11 protein-coding genes are annotated in these 21,269 nt (G+C 46.3%); all 11 read left to right on the top strand.

Annotation, left to right across the window (positions count from 1 at the left end):
* The first annotated feature begins 458 nt into the window (after window positions 1-458).
* The 11 genes from QUB44_RS19165 (at window position 459) to QUB44_RS19115 (ending at window position 21,256) form a co-directional block, all read left to right on the top strand.
* Window positions 459-4,055: a condensation domain-containing protein gene (locus QUB44_RS19165; RefSeq protein ID WP_333369870.1), complete on the top strand. Its 3,597-nt coding sequence runs from the start codon at window positions 459-461 to the stop codon at window positions 4,053-4,055.
* Window positions 4,052-5,134 carry a TauD/TfdA family dioxygenase gene (locus tag QUB44_RS19160; protein ID WP_333369869.1) on the top strand — a complete coding sequence of 361 codons (1,083 nt, stop codon included), beginning with the start codon at window positions 4,052-4,054 and terminating at the stop codon, window positions 5,132-5,134. Before QUB44_RS19165 ends, QUB44_RS19160 begins: the two co-directional genes overlap by 4 nt.
* Window positions 5,135-5,300: 166 nt before the next feature.
* Entirely contained in the window at window positions 5,301-8,540 is a 3,240-nt protein-coding gene (locus QUB44_RS19155; protein WP_333369868.1) for an amino acid adenylation domain-containing protein, read from the top strand.
* 156 nt (window positions 8,541-8,696) lie between these two features.
* On the top strand, window positions 8,697-11,858 hold the full coding sequence (locus QUB44_RS19150; protein ID WP_333369867.1) for a beta-ketoacyl synthase N-terminal-like domain-containing protein: 3,162 nt from the start codon (window positions 8,697-8,699) through the stop codon (window positions 11,856-11,858).
* 36 nt (window positions 11,859-11,894) lie between these two features.
* Window positions 11,895-12,749 (top strand): 3-hydroxyacyl-CoA dehydrogenase NAD-binding domain-containing protein, encoded by an 855-nt coding sequence (locus QUB44_RS19145; protein WP_333369866.1) that lies wholly within the window; start codon window positions 11,895-11,897, stop codon window positions 12,747-12,749.
* 10 nt (window positions 12,750-12,759) lie between these two features.
* On the top strand, window positions 12,760-13,011 hold the full coding sequence (locus tag QUB44_RS19140) for an acyl carrier protein (protein ID WP_333235620.1): 252 nt from the start codon (window positions 12,760-12,762) through the stop codon (window positions 13,009-13,011).
* Between the two features lie 13 nt (window positions 13,012-13,024).
* On the top strand, window positions 13,025-14,209 hold the full coding sequence (locus tag QUB44_RS19135; protein WP_333369865.1) for an acyl-CoA dehydrogenase family protein: 1,185 nt from the start codon (window positions 13,025-13,027) through the stop codon (window positions 14,207-14,209).
* 4 nt (window positions 14,210-14,213) lie between these two features.
* A complete protein-coding gene (locus QUB44_RS19130) occupies window positions 14,214-15,284 on the top strand; it encodes an HAD-IIIC family phosphatase (RefSeq protein WP_333369864.1) in 1,071 nt (356 codons plus the stop codon).
* Between the two features lie 58 nt (window positions 15,285-15,342).
* The gene (locus QUB44_RS19125; protein WP_333369863.1) at window positions 15,343-16,920 is read left to right on the top strand and encodes a condensation domain-containing protein; all 1,578 of its coding nucleotides are present in this window, start codon (window positions 15,343-15,345) and stop codon (window positions 16,918-16,920) included.
* 11 nt (window positions 16,921-16,931) lie between these two features.
* Window positions 16,932-17,972, top strand: a complete 1,041-nt coding sequence (locus QUB44_RS19120) for a TauD/TfdA family dioxygenase (RefSeq protein ID WP_333369862.1) — start codon at window positions 16,932-16,934, stop codon at window positions 17,970-17,972.
* A gap of 32 nt (window positions 17,973-18,004) precedes the next feature.
* Entirely contained in the window at window positions 18,005-21,256 is a 3,252-nt protein-coding gene (locus QUB44_RS19115) for an amino acid adenylation domain-containing protein (RefSeq protein WP_333369861.1), read from the top strand.
* Window positions 21,257-21,269 lie beyond the last annotated feature (13 nt).

The raw sequence follows: 21,269 nt of genomic DNA, 5'->3' as shown, positions 1-21,269 counted from the left end.
TAACAGGCGCAGCTATCTGTGGTCGCAGTTTGAATCCAGTTTTTTGACACGAGCGACGATACACTCGGATCGCGGTCAACAACCCAACGATTTATCACTAATTATTTGCAGTAGCCTCATCAAAATAAAATAAGGGTGTGGCTAATGTCAAGCAATAAGTCAAATTTTTTTATTGCTAAGTTTTATCAATTTTTATCAAGCTGCACGCTGGTCTGTGCTGGCGATTTTGGGCGCACTGCGGTCTGCGTGCCCGACTCCAAGCTGCGAACACCCTACAATTGGTCGATTGACGGCATGGTTCCGCTTTGGGTACTGCCTGGCAACTTATGACAGTTGAGAGATTACTTTAAAAATAATTATCAATTACTACTTGCAAAATCGATATTTTAGACTTACAGTGTGGAAGCTAATCAAGAACTAATGTCAATAAGTTCTAGCAGTAGCTAAAGAATAACCTTTTGAGAGAAGATCGCGGTCATCGGCTTTGCGATCGCAAAACTCAAGATTTTCGGGTTGCAATGGGTGCAAAAAGTAGAATGGCTCAACTTTTCAAGGACTTTCGAGAAATCTCTAGTAACAGTTCGACAGGTGTAGACTTGTTGCGCTACAGGTGTCTGCACCAGCCTGACCAACTAGCTTTTACCTTTCTCGAAGACGGAGAAACAGAAAGCGATCGCCTGACTTACAGCGAATTAGATCGCCGCAGCCGAGCGATCTCCGCTCAACTTCAAGCTTTAGGTGCCAGCGGCGAACGCGCCTTATTGCTTTATCCGCCAGGACTAGACTATATTGCGGCTTTTTTCGGATGCTTGTACGCTGGGGCGATCGCAGTCCCAGCTTACCCGCCCCGCAATCAGCGCCACGCAGCCCGACTTCAGACGGCCGTATCAGTTGCAACCGATTCCCAAGCCGCGATCGCCCTCACCACAACAGCAATTTTGCCCCAAGTGCAATCCTTGCTGGCAGACAAAATAGGAACTATACACTGGCTCACTACCGATACAATCCCCCCCGGAATCGAAGACACTTGGCAAAAACCCTCAATTAACGCAGAAACCTTAGCATTTCTGCAATATACATCGGGTTCCACAGGGACACCCAAAGGCGTAATGCTCAGCCACCGCAACTTGCTGCACAACGCGGTCATGACCCAACGCCTGATGGGACATTCCCACACCAGCAAATTTGTCTCCTGGCTGCCGATTTACCACGACATGGGACTGATTGGCGGCGTACTCCAACCCCTGTACGGCGGCTTCCCTTGTATCATGATGCCCCCCGCATCTTTTCTACAAAGTCCCTACCGCTGGCTGAAAGCTATTTCTCACTACCAAGGTACTACCAGCGGCGGCCCTAACTTTGCTTACGAATTTTGCGTTCAGAAAATTAGCCAGCAGCAGCGAGAAACTCTTGACTTAAGCAGTTGGAAGGTTGCATTTAACGGTGCTGAACCGATTCGGCGCGATACCTTAGAGCGCTTTGCCGCAGCCTTTGCACCCTGTGGCTTCCGCTGGGAGGCATTCTATCCCTGTTACGGGATGGCAGAATCAGCTTTGATGATTTCTGGGGGTCTGCACACAGCACCGCCGGTCATCAAAACAGTTCAGGCGGAAGCACTTGAGAGCGATCGGGCGATCGTCGCGAGTACACAAAGTGAGAACAATCGCACATTAGTAGGTTGCGGTCAAACTTTGCCAGACCAAAAAATTGCGATCGCGAACCCTGAAACCTTAACCCGCTGTCAACCTGACGAAGTTGGCGAAATTTGGGTATCAGGGCCGAGTGTGGGTGTCGGTTACTGGAATCGCACCGAGGAAACAGAACGGACATTTCGCGCCTATCTGTCAGACACAGGTGAAGGGCCGTTTTTGCGAACAGGCGATTTAGGCTTCTTGCAAGATGGAGAAATCTTTATCACGGGTAGGGCTAAGGATTTAATTATCATTAGAGGTCGAAATCTTTACCCTCAAGACATTGAACTAACGGCAGAACGCAGCCATCCGGCACTGCGATCCGGTGGCGGTGCAGCATTTTCGGTGGATGTAGAGGATGAGGAACAGTTAGTAGTCGTTCAAGAGGTGGAATTTCGGCAGAAACCGAATGTGGAGGAAGTCACCGCAGCCATCAGAAGTGCGATCGCGCAAATCCACGGTATTCAAGTTTATGCTGTCGTGACGATCGCCGCCGGCACCATTCCCAAAACTTCCAGCGGTAAGATTCAGCGCCGCGCTTGCCGTGCAGATTTTCTCTCAGGCAATCTGAAAGTCATTGGCAGCAGCATTTTAGAGGATTTTCAGACAGTTGAAAACGAGGTGTGTCTAACTCGCGAACAGGCGATCGCCACACCGCTAACTGACAGAGTACCGCTGCTAACATCTTACCTCCAGCAGCAGATCGCTCAGGTGCTGAGAGTTCCCCGATCGCAGGTAAATCCCCAGCAGTCGGCGATCGCACTAGGACTCGATTCCTTAAAAGTCTTTGAATTGCAAAACCGAATTGAAACCGATCTCGCTACAACAGTGTCCGCAGCCGAACTCTTCGAGAGTTCCAGCCTGTCTCGCTTAGCAGCGGAATTGTGCGATCGTCTCGCTACCGTTACCCCTAGCGTGCCGCCACTGCTGCCCGCACCCACACAATCAGAATTGCCCCTATCCTTTGCCCAGCAAAGGCTGTGGTTTCTCGATAGCTTGCAGCCTGGAAACCCTTTTTACAATATTGCTGTCGCTGTAAAGCTCAAAGGACCGCTAAATGTAACTGCACTCAACCAAAGCTTTAACGAAATCTTGCAGCGACAGGCCGCTTTGCGAACAACCTTTACCGCTGTGTCGGGTCAACCGAGGCAAGCGATCGCCCCAACTTTAACTTTAGCGCTGCCAGTCATAGATTTGCGATCTTTCCCAGAAACCAGCCGGGAAGCGGAAGCGCAACGCCTAGCCACTCAAGAAGCTCAGCAACCTTTTGACTTGACAGCAGGGCCGCTGCTGCGAGTCACGCTGCTACAGCTAGCGGAAGCTGAATACACTATGCTGCTGACAGTACACCACATTGTCGCTGATGGCTGGTCGATGGGAGTCTTCATTCAAGAACTGACAGCACTCTACAGGGCTTTTTCCACTGGTCAGCCTTCCCCGTTAACCCCTTTGCCGATTCAGTATGCTGACTTTGGGATCTGGCAGCGCCAATGGTTGCAGCCAGAAGTGCTAGAGTCTCAACTCGCCTACTGGAAACAAGAATTAAGCAACCTGCCTGTACTGCAACTGCCGACAGACAATGCGATCCCAGCTATTCAGACGTTCCAAGGTTTGCGGCTGCCGTTCTCACTGTCGAAATCTTTGACGGATGCGCTGAAAGTGCGATCGCAGCAGCAGGAAGTATCGCTGTTTATGACACTGCTAGCAAGTTTTACAACTCTGCTGCACTGGTATAGCGCTCAAGACGACATTACTGTCGGCACGGATATCGCTAACCGCAACCAAGGCGAGACTCGGCAACTGATTGGATTTTTTGTCAACCAATTGGTATTGCGGACTAATTTATCTGGGAATCCCACATTTGATGAGTTACTGCACCGCGTGCGCGATCGCACCTTGGCAGCTTACGCACATCAGGATCTGCCTTTCGACAAGTTGGTCGAGGTTTTGAACCCTGAACGGACTTTAAGCCGTACACCCTTATTTCAGGTCAAGCTGGTGCTGCAAGCACCGCTACCGCCTTTGGCGCTTTCGGGTGTGAGTGCGATCGTCTGCGAGGTGGATAGCCAAACCGCCAAGTATGACTTGCTGCTAAATCTGACGGATAGCGAGATCGGTTTGACTGGGTGGATGGAGTACAGCACGGATTTGTTCGCAACTGCTAGCATCGCGCGGATGCTGTCGCTTTTTGAAACGCTTCTAAATGCGATCGCGGTTCAATCTGAGGTGAAGCTGAGCGTTTTCAAAGAAATACTAAATACTGCTGACGAACAGTGGCAACTCGCTAAAGAACAAGAACTTAAAGAAGCTCGCCTTCTCAAGTTTAAAAATGTTAAGCGCAAAGCAATTGAACAATTGGTATGATGAAAACTTTTGACTCTCATAGCTTTAAGAGCAAACTGCCACCGCTGCGATCGCGCCGAACTATTAGCACGTCTTCCGAAGAGTTGGTAGAGGCTAAGTTTCTGCAGTCACACCAATTTTTACCTCTAGTAGTCAGCCCGACTTTAGAAGAAGTAAATCTTGTAGTTTGGGCGACGCAAAACCGAGATTTTATAGAAACAGAGTTAGGGAAATGGGGATGTCTACTTTTTCGCAATTTTAAAGTCAGTGATGCAACCCAGTTTGAAGAATTTATTACGGCTGTTTCCGGAGAATTGTTGGAGTATCGAGAACGTTCCTCGCCGCGCAGTCGCGTCAGGGGCAATATTTATACTTCTACTGATTTTCCGGCAGAGCAAAGTATTTTCTTGCACAATGAGAATTCTTACCAACACGCATGGCCGATGAAAATTTTCTTTTTTTGCCTGAAAAGTGCGACGGCAGGAGGAGAAACGCCACTGGCTGATGTCAGGAAAGTATTACAGCGCATTGACCCTAAAATTGTCGATATCTTCGCACAAAAACAGGTGATGTATGTCCGCAATTTTGGCAGTGGCTTGGGGCTGCATTGGCATGATGTTTTTCAAACAACTGATAAATTAAAGGTAGAAGAGTATTGTCAAAATCGTGACATTGAGGTAGAATGGAAAGATGGTAATTGCTTGAGGACTAGACAAGTTCGCCACGCTATTCTCAAGCACCCTAAAACGGGTGAAAAAGTTTGGTTTAATCACGCTGCTTTTTTTCACATATCAACTTTAGAGCCGGGACTCCGAGAGTCATTGCTGGCAGACTTTAAAGAATCCGATCTTCCTAACAATACTTATTACGGAGATGGTACTCCTATTGAGCCTTCTGTTTTAGACGAAGTGCGCGAAGCATATCGGCAGGAAACTGTAACTTTTCCCTGGCAGGAAGGGGATATTTTAATGCTGGATAATATGTTAGTAGCTCACGGGCGATCGCCTTTTGTTGGTTCTCGCAAAATTGCGGTAGGAATGTCTGAAACTTACAGCTATAGTCCGACAGCGGTTGAAACCTTACCTCCTAGCGAAAGCTAAAGCTATTCCATATTTTTCGGCGGTTGAAACCGCAACTACACAAACAAAGTCAGTCTACGCTGACGAAAGAATATGCCAATTGGGTATTGAAGCCTGATTTAGTATATGTCTTAACGTTTAGCGCCGATAATCCTTGATTGAAATAATTAGATACAGAGGTAGAGATATGCAAAAAGAAATTATTACAGGGTTTCGACTTTCACCGCAACAAAAACATTTATGGTTGTTGCAACAAATTGAGTCTAAGTTACCTTATCGCGCTCAGTGTGCTGTAGAAATTCAGGGAAATCTTAACAGGGAACTTTTTGAGGCAGCTTTGGAGAATGTGTGGCATAGCCATGAGATATTGCGGACTACTTTTCGCTGTTTACCGGGAATGGATATTCCTTTGCAAGTAATAAGCGATCGCAGCATTCCATCAATTTCTCAATATTCTTTAACTGAGCTAAGTCCGCCAGAACAAGAGGCTAAAATTGAGGAGATTTGTGAGGATATAAATCAACAGCTTTTTGATGCAAAAGAACCGCTTTTACAGGTAGTTTTAATAGAACTTTCCTTGAAAAAATACCAGCTATTTGTTAGTTTGTCGGCTCTTGGGGCGGATACATTAACGCTAGATAACTTGGTGCGTAAAATTAGCGAAGCCTACGCTGCTATTGGGGAGAAAAATAGCTTATTTGAGGGCGAGATTCAATATGCTGATATCTCGGAAATTTTTAATGACTTAATTGAGTCTGAGGATACAAAAGCTGGAAAAGATTATTGGCATAAGTTTGAGATTGCTGACTTGTTTGTGGGCCAGCTAGTAGGGGGAAAAGAGTTAGATAGAAAAAGCGGGTTTACGCCCAAAAAACTTACGGTTAAAATTCCGCAGGACTTGGCGACAAAAATTGAAGCGATCGCTCACAACTCTGACACTTCTGTTCCTACATTCTTACTAACTTGTTGGCAGATTCTCCTCAGTCGGCTGACTGGATTATCAAAGGCGATCGTCGGCACTTATTGCGATGGTCGGACTTATGAAGGATTAGAGTCATCTTTGGGGCTATTCGCCAAATATTTACCCCTAACTTGCCAGTCGTCAGATAGCTTAGAATTTAGCGAATCTTTACAGCAGGTTAGCAAATTAATTGGCAATAATTATGAATGGCAGGAGTATTTTACTCCCGAACAAATTACAGCGGCAACTGGCAAGGACGCGACTGATTCTTTCATTCCGTTTTGTTTCGAGCTTGAGCCACCGCTGCCCAAGTATTCGGCTGGTGGTTTATCCTGGTCAATTGCTAAGCGTTCCGCCTATATTAGTAGATTCAAAGTAAAACTCTCTTGCCTTTGTCAAGATGATGCTTGGATTTGCGAGTTTCACTATGATGCTAACTTATTCCAAGTAGCTGATATCGGCAACTTGGCGGAGCAATTTCAAACTTTGTTAGCAAGCGCTGCCAATAATCCGAAAGCGACAATTAGCGAGTTAGCAATTTTGAGCGATCGCGATCGCCAACAACTGCTAGTTGAGTTTAACAATACAAAAACGGCTGGCACAATTGATAAATGCGTTCACCAGTTATTTGAAGAACAAGTAAAACGCACACCCGATCGCACCGCCGCTGTGTTTGAAAGTCAGCAGCTAACTTATGCTGAACTCAACGCCCAGGCAAATCAACTCGCCCGTTACCTACAGCAACAGGGAGTAGGGCCAGAGGTGCTGGTGGGGATTTGCGTAGCGCGATCGCTTTCCATGCTTGTCGGAGTTTTGGGCATTCTCAAAGCCGGCGGCGCTTACGTTCCCATTGATTCAACCATACCCCGCGATCGCCAAGCCTTCATTCTCGCCGACTCTCAGGTGTCGATACTGTTGACTCAGCAGCACTTAGTTACCGACTTGCCAACCAGCGGAATTCAAGTAATTTGCCTGGATGCGGATTGGGAAATCATCGCCTCTGAACCTACAGAAAATCCAACCTGTGAAGCCAATTCTCACAATCTAGCCTACGCTATCTATACTTCCGGCTCAACTGGAAAGCCCAAAGGAACGTTAATTCTGCACCAAGGACTCACAAGTTATCTCACTTGGTGTACGCAAGCCTATGCAGTCGAGGCAGGAACGGGGACGCTAGTTCACTCGCCGCTGGGATTTGACCTAACTGTTACCAGTTTGTTTTCACCGTTGCTAGTGGGAAGTCGAGTAGAACTGCTATCGGAAAACCAAGGCATAGAGACGCTTTGCACTGCCTTGCGCCGCAGTTCTAACTTAAGTTTAGTCAAAATTACCCCCGCGCACTTGGAGTTGCTGGCCCAGCAAATACCACCCCAAGCCGCCGCCGGTTTGACCCGCGCTTTCATTATCGGTGGCGAAAATCTGCTGGCTAGCAGCGTCGCTTTTTGGCAGGAAAATGCTCCCGATACTTTGCTGGTGAACGAATACGGGCCAACGGAAACGGTAGTTGGCTGCTGCGTTTATCAGGTTCCAGGGGGCGAACAGTTGTCAGGGTCAATTCCGATCGGTCGCCCGATCGCGAATACTCAGCTTTACGTGCTCGATCGGCACGTGCAACCGGTACCCATCGGTGTCGCGGGCGAACTGCATATCGGCGGTTTAGGAGTCGCAAGAGGCTATCTGAACAGACCGGATCTCACTGCTGAAAAGTTTATCGCGAATCCGTTCAGCGATGAGCCTGGAAGCCGACTGTACAAAACGGGCGATCGCGCACGCTACCGGCCAGATGGGACTCTGGAATTCCTCGGCCGCCTAGACGATCAGGTGAAAATTCGCGGCTACCGGATCGAACTAGGGGAAATTGAAGCGGTTCTCCTAGAGCACTCAGGGGTGCAGGAGGCTGTAGTTTTGGTTCAAGAAGATGGTAGCGATCGCCGTTTAGTTGCGTACATCGTTTTAAGCCAGGAGTCACTGGCTGCGATCGGCGAACTAAGTGAGTTTTTGAAAGAAAAATTGCCGGAATACATGATCCCGTCAGTTGTCCTGACAGTACCCCTGCTACCGCTGACTGCTAACGGCAAGGTCGATCGGCGATCGCTTTTAGCAATGGAAGCCGTCTCGCTGCGATCGGAAGTTGCGCCGGTTTTGCCTAGTAACTCTGTCGAAAGCGCGATCGCCAATGTTTGGCAAGAGGTGCTGCAATTAGAAACGGTAAGCATTCACGACAATTTCTTCGATATTGGCGGTCATTCATTACTGCTTGCCGAAGTTCACCGTCAACTCCGGAAAATTTTGAATAAGGTAGATTTATCGCTGATTGAACTATTGGAATATCCAACCATCTACTCCCTAGCAAAACATTTAACTGAGGAGCAAAAGCCAGAACTTGAATTTCAGTCTGTTCGCGATCGAGTTAACAAGCAAAAATCGGTTGCCAATCGGCAAAAACAACTCCGAATGCAGAGGTGACGCAAAGAAACCGGGTTTCTTAGAAAAAATCCTGACTCTCAACTAGATATCTACACACAAACCCGGTTTCCCCAGTTAATAAAATTCGGCTTAAACTTACTACGTCAGCCTTCCCTTATTTGAAGGCAATTCATGCAGTATAAAATGGGAAAATTAATGAGTAATTCAGAATCAGAAACAGACAACTCTATAGAAGGAATTGCGATTATCGGCCTGACCGGTCGCTTTCCTCAAGCAAAAAATCTCGATGAATATTGGCAAAATCTGCGAGAGGGAGTGGAATCAATCTCTGTTCTTAGTGAAGCACAATTGCTTTCTTCAGGGATTGACCCTACTATGTTTCATAGTGCCAATCACGTCAAAGCTGGCGCTATATTAGAAGACATAGATTTATTCGATGCTTCATTTTTCGGCTTTAATCCCAGAGAAGCAGCTATTACAGATCCCCAACAGCGTTTATTTTTGGAGGAGGCGTGGTCAGCCCTGGAAAATGCTGGCTATGATTCTGAAAGATACCGAGGTCAGATAGGGGTTTACGCGGGTGTAGGTTGGAATAGCTATCTGTTATTCAATTTAGCTTCAAACCGGGGTTTTCTAGGCACTGTTATTGATTTCCAAACTCTGATTGGGAACGAGAAAGATCACGTAGCTCCGCGCACTTCTTATAAATTAAATTTAAGAGGTCCGAGCATTAGCGTGCAAACGAATTGTTCCACATCATTAGTTGCCGTTCACTTAGCTTGCCAAAGTTTGTTAAGTTACCAATGCGATATGGCTTTAGCCGGAGGCGTAGCGGTAAATTCCTTGCAAAAAGCTGGCTATTTGTATCAAGAAGGAGGGGTTTTATCTCCTAACGGTCAATGCCGTGCTTTTGATGCTGGTGCGAAAGGCACTGTACCGGGGGGCGGCTTAGGAATTGTAGTTTTGAAGCGGTTAGAAGAGGCGATCGCCGATGGTGATTGCATTCACGCTGTTATCAAAAGCTCGGCTATAAATAATGACGGTTCTGGGAAAGTTGGTTACACAGCGCCCAGCTTGGAAGGGCAAGCAAAGGCGATCGCGGAAGCCTTTGCCATAGCCGACATCGAGCCGGAAACAGTGACTTATGTAGAAACTCACGGAACTGCAACGGCTTTGGGCGACCCGATCGAATTTAAGGCCTTGACAAAAGCGTTTCGCGCTAGCACTCAGACAAAAACTGCGATCGCGCCACCTGCACATTGTGCGATCGGTTCAGTCAAGACCAATATCGGCCATCTGGATGTCGCTTCTGGGATCGCAGGCTTGCTCAAAACTGTTCTGGCTCTCAAACACAAGCTGATACCGCCCAGCTTGCACTTCCAGCAGCCCAACCCGGAAATTGATTTGGCCAACAGCCCTTTCTACGTCAATACCGCTTTGTCGGAATGGCCCGCAAACGGCACGCCGCGCCGCGCTGGAGTCAGTTCTTTTGGCCTTGGCGGTACTAACGCCCACGCGATTTTGGAAGAAGCGCCAACAGTCGAAATTTCAGGGCCTTCTCGCCCTTGGCAGTTGTTGGTACTGTCTGCCAAAACGGCATCGGCGCTGGATGCGGCTACAGTAAATTTGAGCGATCGCCTCAAGCAAAATCCCGATCTCAATCTCGCGGATGTTGCTTACACCCTGCAAGTTGGCCGGCGAGTTTTTGACCACCGGCGGGCGGTTGTTTGCAAAGACATTCAAGATGCTGCGATCGCGCTTTCCGATCCGAAACGAGTTCTCACTTTGTACCGCGAGGCCGGCGATCGCACTGTCGCCTTTATGTTTCCGGGCCTGGGAACTCATTACCCCAACATGGCTCGCGAACTTTACCAAGTGGAGCCGGTATTTCGAGAACAACTCGATCGCTGCTGCCAACTTTTCCAGCCTTACCTCGATCTAGATTTGCGATCGGTGCTGTATCCCAGTCAGCCTGAGACAAATGCAGCGCCCAAATCCGGCCTCGACCTGCGAAAAATGCTCGGTCGCAGCCAAGAACAGCCCGATCCTGCTGCTGAAAAACTGAATCAAACCTTTCTCACTCAGCCGGCTATTTTCGCGATCGAGTACGCTTTGGCTCAATTGTTGATATCCTGGGGAATTCGCCCTGGGGCGGCGATCGGCTACAGCATCGGCGAATATGTGGCGGCCTGTCTGGCGGGGGTGTTTTCTCTGGAAAATGCGATCGCTCTCGTTGCCAAAAGAGCGTTGATGATTCAAAGTTTGCCGGCTGGGAAAATGCTTGCTGTTCCGCTTTCAGAAGCGGAAGTGCGACCGCTTTTAGGAAAAGGCCTTTCTTTGTCAGCAGTTAACGGGCCGTACCTGTGCGCGATCGCTGGTCTTCCTGATGCTGTGGATGAATTGGAACGCCAGTTAACTGAAAGCGGTTTGGCTTGCCGGCCGATTCCAACTTCTCACGCCTTTCATTCTCAGATGATGGATGCGATCGCCCTACCATTTATCGAATTAGTTAAAACCTTCAATCTTCAGCCGCCCAAAATTCCCTATTTATCGAACGTTACGGGAACTTGGATTACCGCTAGTCAAGCCACGGATCCGAATTATTGGGCTAAGCATTTATGCCAGCCGGTGCTATTTGCAAATGGCGTACAAGAGTTGTGGAAAAAACAGAATTTAATTCTGTTAGAAGTTGGTCCCGGACAAACATTGAGCAGCTTGGCTGTGCAATGTAAGCCGAGCGATTTAACTGTAGATTGGACTGTGCTGCCAACGCTGCGAAATTCCTGCGATCGGCAATCCGATGTAGCCTTCTTGCTCAATACACTAGGTCAACTTTGGCTAGCGGGAGTACAGATAAATTGGCAAGGTTTTTATGCTGATGAACGTCGGCACCGCGTCCCTTTACCCACCTATCCATTTGAGCGGCAGCGTTACTGGATTGAGCCACAAAAACAAGTATTAACTTCTTCGGAAAAAGGAACCGAACAGCAGCAGGAAAATTCCAAAATTGTCGAGTCAAATATTCAGAAATTTACTCGACCCAACCTGCGAAATGCCTATATTGCTCCCAGTAATGAAATCGAGCGGACAATTGCCGATATCTACCAAGAACTGTTAGGAATTGGGCAAGTCGGCATCCATGACAACTTTTTTGAAATGGGAGGAAATTCTCTAATCGGTATTCAGTTACTTTCCCAGATTCGCAAATTATTTCAAATTGAACTCTCTCTCCGCTACCTATTTGCAGCACCCACTGTTGCTGAATTCGCCTTAGCGATCGAAGAAGCAATTGTAGCAGAGTTAGAAGAATTAACCGAAGAGGAAGCTAAAAAGCTTGTATTAGTTGGAGAAAGGTAAACTTCATCGGAAATTGCAAAGGATAAAGCATCAATTATGAACATTCAAGTAGTCGGTGTTGTGGGAGCAGGCGTTATGGGAATTGGGGTTGCGCAAAACCTCGCCCAAACTGGTTATCAGGTAATTCTTGTAGATATTTCGGAAGAGATTCTAGAAAATGCCAAACAGGAAATCAAAAAAAACATCCGTTTCCAAACTCTTTTCAACAAAGAAAAAAAAGTTGGCAGCCCTGACGATATCTTAAAAAAAATTACATTTTCCACTAATTACAAATTGCTAGATAGTGCAGACTTTGTGGTTGAAAATGTTACCGAAAAATGGGATATTAAAAAGGAGGTGTACGCGCAGTTAGATGCCATTTGTCCAGAGAGAACAGTATTTGCAGCTAATACATCTGCCATTCCCATTACCCGCATTGCTTCAGCGACCAAGCGAGCTAAAAATGTGATTGGGATGCACTTTATGAACCCAGTACCCATGAAGTCAATGGTAGAAGTGATTCGCGGGTATCACACCTCTGACGCAACAATTGAGATAGCCAAAAGTTTTTTAGCCCAAATGGGCAAAGAATGTATTCTTGTCAACGATTCACCTGGATTTGTTTCTAACCGCGTGTTGATGTTGACAATTAATGAAGCGATTTTCTTGTTGCAAGAGCGAGTAGCTTCAGCGTCAGACGTGGATAAAATTTTCAAAACCTGCTTTGGTCACAAAATGGGGCCGCTAGAAACGGCAGATTTGATCGGACTAGATACGATTCTACTGTCTATCGAAGTTTTGTATGAAAGCTTCAAAGATAGCAAGTATAGGCCGTGTCCTCTGTTAAAGCAGATGGTAGAGGCGGGGTTATACGGTCAGAAAAGCAAACAAGGTTTCTACGTTTATCAGTGAGTTATTTAAGATGAAAGAAAATCGAGAAAAAATCAAAGCATTCTTGGCGCGCGTTGTCGGCGATTACGATTTGCAGGACAATGAAGATATTTTTGGTCTGGGCTTTGTCAATTCAATGTTTGCAATGCAACTGGTTTTATTTGTGGAGCAAGAGTTTAAAGTTTCCATTGAAAATGAAGATTTGGAAATTGATAATTTCAATACCATAAATGCTCTGGTTAATCTAGTCGAGCGCAAAACAGCTGTACTTACAAGCAATTGATTTAGGAAATGCAATGAAACTCGAATTAACCGCCAAACAAAAAGACGCTCAATCAGAATTTAGAGCTTTTGTAAATGAGGAAATAATACCTTATGCTAGCCAGTGCGATCGCGAACAGCATACCCCCCCACAGCTCATTAAAAAGCTAGCTCTGCGAGGCTTTTTGGGTGCTGCAATACCCGAAAAGAACGGCGGTAGCGGTATGGATGCGATCGCCTATGGCCTGCTTAACGAAGAAATTGGGCGGGGGTGTTCTTCATTGCGGAGTTTGCTAACAGTTCACAGTATGGTTGCTCACGTTCTTTGCAAGTGGGGAAGTCAATATCAAAAAGAACATTGGATTCCCAAGCTAGCATCAGGTGAAGCGATCGCAGCTTTTGCACTGAGCGAACCTAACGCCGGTAGCGATGCTAAAAGTGTAGAAACAACTGCAACTCCGGCAGGCAATTTCTACATATTAAATGGGAAAAAAAAATGGATTACTTACGGACAAATTGCGGATTTATTCTTAGTTTTCACCCAGTATGAAGGGAAATCTACTGCTTTTTTGGTTGAAAAAAATAGACCGGGACTCTCAATAAAACCCATTGTGGGAATCTTGGGAACGAGAGCTTCCATGCTAGCAGAACTTCACCTAGATGACTGCCAAATTCCCCAGGAAAATCTCGTTTGCCGGCAGGGTTTTGGCTTCTCTCATGTCGCTTCCTCGGCCCTAGATCGCGGCAGGTACAGCGTAGCGTGGGGCTGTGTAGGTATCGGTCAAGCTTGCTTAGAAGCTTGCCTTCAGTACACCAGCCAACGCCAGCAATTTGGCGTTTATCTGAAAGAACACCAGATAATTAGACAAATGATTTCCGAAGCGATCGCTAACGTGAAAGCAGCCAGATTGCTATGCTATCAAGCCGGCTATCTCCAAGAAATTGGCGATCCGCGATCGATTTCAGAAACCTCAATTGCTAAATACTTTGCATCCACAATGGCAGTTAAAGTAGCAAGCGATGCCGTACAGATTCACGGGGGGAACGGTTGCAGTAGCGACTACCCTGTGGAACGGTATTTCCGAGACGCAAAAATTATGGAAATTATCGAAGGCAGTACCCAAATTCAACAAATTACGATCGCTGAATCTGGTTATCAAGAGTACGGAGTATTACCAGAACGCAACGTTACGCAGCAAAACTTAGCGGTAAGAACATAAAGCCATGATTAACCTAACATCCGAACGAATAGAGAGCCAAGAACAAGAGCAAAAAACTATCAAATGTGTAGTTTGGGATCTGGATAATACTCTGTGGAATGGCATACTCTTAGAAAATGACAAAATTTCCCTGCACAGCCATGCAGCCCGCATTATCACCACCTTAGACAGTCGAGGCATTTTACAATCTATTGCTAGCAAGAACGAACGCAGTCTAGCAATGGCAAAACTGCGAGAGATGGGATTGGACGAGTATTTTTTGTATCCCCAAATCAACTGGAACTCCAAGGCTGCTTCAATTAAAGAAATCGCTAAATCGCTCAATATCAGTCTCGACGCGATCGCCTTTATTGACGATCAGCAATTTGAGCTAGAAGAAGTCAACTTTTCACTGCCAGAAGTGTTATGTATTGATGCAGCAAAACTAGACGACTTGCTAGATATGCCGGAAATGAATCCCCGTTTTATTACAGAAGATTCACAACTGAGAAGGCTAATGTATATTAACGATATAGAACGCCAAAATGCCGAGAAAGAATTTGTCGGAACTCAAGAAGATTTTTTGGCTACACTCAACATGACTTTGACTATTTCCTATGCAAAAGAAGAGGATTTGCAGCGAGCCGAAGAATTAACAGTACGGACAAATCAACTGAATGCAACTGGCTACACCTACTCTTACAGCGAACTCAATCAATTTCGGCTCTCCAACCAGCACAAACTGCTAATTGCAGGTTTGGATGACAAGTATGGAAGTTATGGAAAAATCGGGTTGGCACTTGTGGAATGCGATGAGACTCTGTGGACGCTAAAACTATTGCTAATGTCTTGTCGCGTGATGTCCAGAGGTGTAGGTGCAGTCTTGCTTAATTATATTACGAGCCTTGCTAAAGATCGAAACGTGCGCTTGTTGGCCGACTTTGTTTCAACTGAGAGAAATCGCATGATGTATATCACTTATAAATTTGCGGGTTTTAAGGAAATTGAAAAGAGAGGCGATTTGGTGATTCTGGAAAATAATCTTATGCGGATTCAACCCCCGCCTGACTATATGAAAGTACAGGTAATTGACTGAAGAACAACATTTTTGATCGAAACTTTTTTTCATATAACCATCACTAGAAAACGGCATCATGAATAGTAAAAAAGACGAAATTTTGCAGCGACAGTCTCAGCTTTCACCCGCAAAACAAGCCCTTCTCCAACAGCGGTTGAGCGGTAAATTTAAAATAGAAACCCACTCATTGCAAAGTATTCCTCGCCGTTCCAACGCCGGCCCAGCACCAGTGTCCTTTGCCCAGCAGCGACTGTGGTTTCTTCACCAGTTAGAGCCCGAGAGCGTTTGTTACAACATACCCGTATCTGTGCGCCTCACAGGTGCGATCGACGCAGCAGCGCTCGAGCAAACATTTAACGAGATCGTGCGCCGTCACGAAATCCTGCGTACCACTTTCAAAATAGTGGACGGGAAACCAGTTCAAGACATCGCCCCAGCGCTAGCAATGAAGCTACCTGTAGTGAACCTGCGACAGTTGCCAGAAACTGCGCGCGATCGCGAAGTTCAGCGCTTAGTAACTGAGGACTGCCAACAGCTTTTCGACTTAGCTGCTGGCCCCTTAATGCGATCGAAGTTATTACAATTAGGCGACCAAGAACACCTGCTGCTGTTCGTCATTCATCACATTATTTCTGATGGTTGGTCTGCCGGAGTATTGATCCGAGAAATTGCCACACTTTACAATGCTTTTTCTCAAAATCAACCGTCCCCCCTGCCAGAACTTCCCATCCAATATGCCGATTTTGCAATTTGGCAAAGGCAGTGGTTGCAAGGAGAAATTTTAGAAACACAACTAGCTTACTGGAAGCAGCAATTAGGCAGCACTCCCCCCATCCTAGAATTACCGACAGATCGACCGCGCTCTGCTACCCAAACAACACGCAGTGCCAAACAATTATTAGCACTATCTCCAGCTTTGACTGAGGCACTTAACACACTATCCCAGCAAGAAGGTGTCACACTGTTTATGACTTTATTAGCGGCTTTTAAAGCCCTGCTTTTCCGCTATAAAGGTCAAGAAGATATTGTAGTCGGTTCGCCCATTGCCAATCGGAATCGAGCTGAAACAGAAGGGTTAATTGGATTTTTAGTTAATACGCTGGTTTTGCGGACTAACTTATCAGGTAATCCGACTTTTCGGGAAATTTTGCAGCGGGTGCGAGAGTTATGTTTAGGCGCTTACGCTCACCAAGATTTACCCTTTGAAAAGCTAGTGCAAGAAATGCAGCCAGAGCGAAATCTCGGTCATCCTCTCTTATTTCCAGTTTGGTTTGTTCTTCAAAATTCACCCGTCCCAGCCCTCAAACTTCCGGGCGTGACTTTGACTCTCTCAGAACTCGATATTGGGGAAGCCCGCAACGATTTAAAGCTGGATTTAACGGAAACGCCGGAGGGAATTAAAGGATTTTTTGAATACAAAATAGACTTGTTTGAAGCAGCGACGATCGCCCGCATGGCAGAGATGTTTGAACTTCTGCTCAATCGAGTTGTTGAACAGCCAGGAATTCAGTTAAATGTACTAGCAGAAACATTGGCGGTCGCAGAAAAACAACAGCAGTTGTCTAAAGAAAAAGAGTTTCAGGAAGCACGCCGCCAAAAGCTCGGCAATATCCAGCGCAAGGTAGTTACAAACACTATTCAAGAAATCAGTTAAACAGCAAACATATGAGCAATGTAGAGTCAAAACTAACAAATAGCAACCAGCTAACAACTATTAGAAGGAAAGCAGTCAAGCTATCGGATGCCAAGCTAGTCAAAACTGATTTACTTCAGGCACAACAGCCACTGCCTTTAGTAGTTAAACCCGCCGTAGAAGGTATAAAATTAGTCGATTGGACTGCCAATAATCGAGAACAAATCGAGAAATGGCTGTGTCAAAACGGCGGTATTTTGTTTCGTAATTTCGACATCAGAGAAATAACTGAATTTGAGCAGTTAGTCAGGGCAATTTCTGGCGACTTACTAGACTATTCATATCGTTCAACGCCACGCAGTCAAGTGAGTGGCAAAATCTATACCTCAACTGAATATCCAGCAGATCAATCTATTCCTTTGCACAACGAAATGGCCTACTCTCGTAGTTGGCCGATGAAGATAGGATTTTTCAGCGTTAAGTCAGCAGAAACAGGTGGAGAAACGCCTATTGCCGACAGCAGGAAAATTTTTCAGCGCCTCAATCCAAAAATCAAAGAGAAGTTCATACAAAAGCAGGTTATGTATGTCCGAAACTATGACACTCAACTCGACTTAACATGGCAAAATGTTTTTCAGACAGACAATAAATTAGAAGTAGAAAATTATTGCCGAAAAGCTGGCATTGAATTTGAGTGGAAAGATAACAATTATTTAAGAACTCGCCAAGTCTGTCAAGCTGTTGCTACACATCCTAAAACAGGTGAACAAGTGTGGTTCAATCAAGCTCATTTATTCCACGTATCGAGTTTAGAACAGGAGACAAGTCAAATACTGCTTTCAGCCCTTCCAGAGGAATATTTGCCGCGCAATGCGTATTACGGTGATGGGTCTGAGATTGAAAAGTCTGTGTTAGATGAAATTCGGGAATTGTATCAGCAGGAAGCAGTTATCTTTCCTTGGCAAGAGGGAGATGTATTAATGCTAGATAATATGCTAACTGCCCACGGGCGGATGCCCTTTTCCGGCTTGCGGAAGGTTGTAGTTGGCATGGCAGAACCTTTTATAGCTTAATAAAGTAAAACCTAATTGATGGAGTAAAAAATATGCAAGAACAGTATTTAGAAGGATTTCGGATTTCACCTCAGCAGAAGCGCCTTTGGATGTTGCAACAATCTGCATCCAATCAACCTTATCGCGCTACTTTCGCTGTTAAAATTGCAGGCAATCTCAATCTAAAAGTCTTAGAAGCAGCTTTGCAAAACCTGGTCAGCAACTATGAAATTCTTCGCACGAATTTTCAATGTTTGCAGGGAATGGCGCTGCCGCTGCAAATTATTAACGATCGCAGTGTGCCGGCGATTGTTTACCACGACTTAAGCGGTAGAGATTCTGAATCACAAACAGCTCAAATTGAGACACTTTTTGCTGAAGTAAGTAGTCGGGTTTTTGACTTACAATACGGTCATGTTTTAGATATGTGTCTGGTTATTCTTTCCCAAGATTTGCACCTCTTGCTGGTGGGGATGCCTGCTTTGGTTGCAGATAGGGTTACTGTCAAGAATTTTGTGCATGAAATCAGCCGTTTTTATGCCACCAATTTGCAGGGCAAGGAATTATCTGACCAACCCTTGCAGTATGCAGATATTGCCGAATGGCAAAATGAACTTTTTGAAGGAGCAGATGCAGAAATAGGTAAAGAGTATTGGCGCAAAAATAACATTTTAAATTTTGTAGATGTATCATTGCCAAGTGAGAAAAAAAACGAGGTAAAGGGAGAATTTAAACCAGAAGTTGTTGCAGTCCAACTCGACAGTCAAGTTGTAGCTAAAATTGAAAATATCGCTCAAAAATATAACTGTTTAACTTCTGTATTTTTTCTGAATTGTTGGCTAGTTCTACTGTGGCGGCTCACTGGCAACTCAGATATTGTTGTTGGCACATATTGCGAGGGCCGGAGTTATGAACAGTTGGAGTCGGCTTTAGGACTATTTGCCAAATACTTACCTGTTTACTGTCATTTTGAGGAAAAAGTTAAATTCTCTGAGAACCTGAAGCAGGTTAGCGAGTCGGTACGCGAAGCTTTCAAATGGCAAGAGTCTTTTACTTGGGAACAAGTAACAGAATTAACTGAGAAAAATCGGGGATTATTTTTTCCCATTTGTTTTGAATTTGAGGAACAGCAGGCAAAGTCTTCAGATGCAAACTTATCTTTTTCTATTGAGCGGCAATACATTTGTTTGGAACCATTCAAAGTTAAACTTTCTTGCATTCAGCAAGATGACTCCCTAAGCGCAGAGTTCCACTACGATTCAAACTTATTTCAGAGCGAGGATATCTCCCGCTTGGCAGGACAATTTCAGACTTTATTAGAAAGCACGGTTAGCGAATCAGAAACTGCCATTAGTGAGTTAGAAATTTTGAGTGATCGCGATCGCCACCAACTTCTAGTCGAGTTTAACCAATCCCCAATCTCCAATCCTAAATTCCCGCAGGACTCGTGCATCCACCAACTATTTGAAAAACAAGCAGAACAAACACCCGATCGCATTGCGATTGTCTTTGAAAATCAGCAACTAACTTACCAGGAGTTAAACAAAAAAGCTAATTGTCTGGCTCATCACTTGCAAAAGCTGGGCGTAGGGCCAGAAGTTGTGGTAGCACTTTACACCGATCGCTCTCTGGATGCGATCGTCGGCTTGCTGGCCATCCTCAAAGCCGGCGGTGCATACTTACCTCTAGACACGGCATTACCAGCCGCCAGCTTAGCTTTCCGGTGGCAGGATGCGCGATCGCCAGTGTTGCTTACCCAAACGCACCTAGCGGCCAACTTGAGCGATCGCCCGCCACAAGTAATCTGTCTCGATGCAGACTGGGATGCGATCGCAAAGCTTTCCGATCGCAATCCCAACAGCGAGGTAACAACCAAAAACTTAGTATATGTGCTGTTCACCTCCGGTTCCACGGGCAAACCCAAAGGCGTAGCCGTCGAACACCGGCAACTCCTCAACTACCTCAACGGCATTTGGGAAAAACTAGAACTGCCAACAGGCGCTAGTTTCGCCACTGTTTCCACCTTCGCCGCCGACTTGGGCAACACAGCGATCTTTCCCTCCCTATGTACCGGAGGATGCTTGCACGTAATATCCTCCGATCGCACAACTGACCCCGCCGCCCTCGCAGAATACTTTAACCGCCATGCGATCGACTGCCTCAAAATTGTGCCTTCCCACCTCGCCGCCCTTCTCGCCGCTGCCCCTCCCGAGCAAATTCTGCCCCGCCAGTGCTTAGTTCTCGGCGGTGAGGCAGCCAGTTGGGAATTGATTTCGCAGATCCAGCAGCACGCGCCCAACTGTCGCATCCTCAACCACTACGGGCCGACAGAAGCCACCGTGGGCACGACAACCTTTACAGTCCAGAATCGATCGACTTCGCAGACGGTTCCCCTGGGACGCGCCCTGCCCAACTGCTACACCTACGTGCTAGATCGGCAGCACCAACCCGTACCGATCGGTATACCAGGTGAGTTATATATCGGCGGGGCGGGGTTAGCGCGGGGCTATCTGAACCGACCAGCAGAACAAGCAGAGCGGTTCATTGCCAACCCCTTTGTCAGCGGAGAGCGGTTGTATAAAACCGGCGACTTAGCCTGCTACTTACCCGACGGCAATCTAGAATTCTTGGGGCGAGTTGACCACCAAGTCAAAATTCGCGGCTTCCGCATCGAATTAGGAGAAATTGAGACAGTGCTGAGCCAACACCCACAAGTGAGACAGGCGATCGTCTCACTTAGAGAGGATGAACCGGGCAACCAGCGCCTAGTCGCTTACGCCGTCCCCGATAGCGATCGCTCTGCATCCCTAGCTGCAAATGACCTGCAAAGCTTTCTGCGACAGCGGTTGCCCGAATATATGATGCCATCAGCCTTCGTGCTGTTGAAAAGTTTACCGCTAACAGCTAACGGCAAAATCGATCGGCGATCGCTCCCGGTTCCCGATTGTCTGCGCCCGGAACTAGCAGCCACTTACGTCGCACCCCAGACAGAAATAGAACGCGCGATCGCGACGATCTGGCAAGAAATGCTTCACCTCGATCGCGTTGGCATCCACGACAACTTCTTCGATCTCGGCGGTCATTCATTACTCATCGTCCAACTTTACAGCAAATTGCAAGGAGTCTTTAACCGCACTATTTCAATCACCGATATTTTCAAATATCCCACCATCAACTCTCTAGCTAAATATCTCAATCAAGACCAAAATTTACAGCCTGCTTTCGACGAGCAAAGCCAAGACAGAGCCGATTTGCGAAGGCAATTAATCAAACAACAAATGCAATCTAGAAAACACCTGCGTTAATAATCTGCGATTA

This window comes from Microcoleus sp. AT3-D2 (assembly GCF_036705715.1).
GTDB lineage: Bacteria > Cyanobacteriota > Cyanobacteriia > Cyanobacteriales > Microcoleaceae > Microcoleus.
Note: the sequence above shows the minus strand (reverse complement) of the source record. Positions and strands in the feature narration are given on the sequence as shown.

What these genes read in the sequence shown, in the direction of transcription:
- QUB44_RS19125 (WP_333369863.1), top strand. Translation starts at nt 15,343, where the DNA reads ATGAATAGTAAAAAAGACGAAATTTTGCAGCGACAGTCTCAGCTTTCA.
- QUB44_RS19145 (WP_333369866.1), top strand. Translation starts at nt 11,895, where the DNA reads ATGAACATTCAAGTAGTCGGTGTTGTGGGAGCAGGCGTTATGGGAATT.
- QUB44_RS19130 (WP_333369864.1), top strand. Translation starts at nt 14,214, where the DNA reads ATGATTAACCTAACATCCGAACGAATAGAGAGCCAAGAACAAGAGCAA.
- QUB44_RS19140 (WP_333235620.1), top strand. Translation starts at nt 12,760, where the DNA reads ATGAAAGAAAATCGAGAAAAAATCAAAGCATTCTTGGCGCGCGTTGTC.
- QUB44_RS19135 (WP_333369865.1), top strand. Translation starts at nt 13,025, where the DNA reads ATGAAACTCGAATTAACCGCCAAACAAAAAGACGCTCAATCAGAATTT.
- QUB44_RS19115 (WP_333369861.1), top strand. Translation starts at nt 18,005, where the DNA reads ATGCAAGAACAGTATTTAGAAGGATTTCGGATTTCACCTCAGCAGAAG.
- QUB44_RS19150 (WP_333369867.1), top strand. Translation starts at nt 8,697, where the DNA reads ATGAGTAATTCAGAATCAGAAACAGACAACTCTATAGAAGGAATTGCG.
- QUB44_RS19120 (WP_333369862.1), top strand. Translation starts at nt 16,932, where the DNA reads ATGAGCAATGTAGAGTCAAAACTAACAAATAGCAACCAGCTAACAACT.
- QUB44_RS19160 (WP_333369869.1), top strand. Translation starts at nt 4,052, where the DNA reads ATGATGAAAACTTTTGACTCTCATAGCTTTAAGAGCAAACTGCCACCG.
- QUB44_RS19155 (WP_333369868.1), top strand. Translation starts at nt 5,301, where the DNA reads ATGCAAAAAGAAATTATTACAGGGTTTCGACTTTCACCGCAACAAAAA.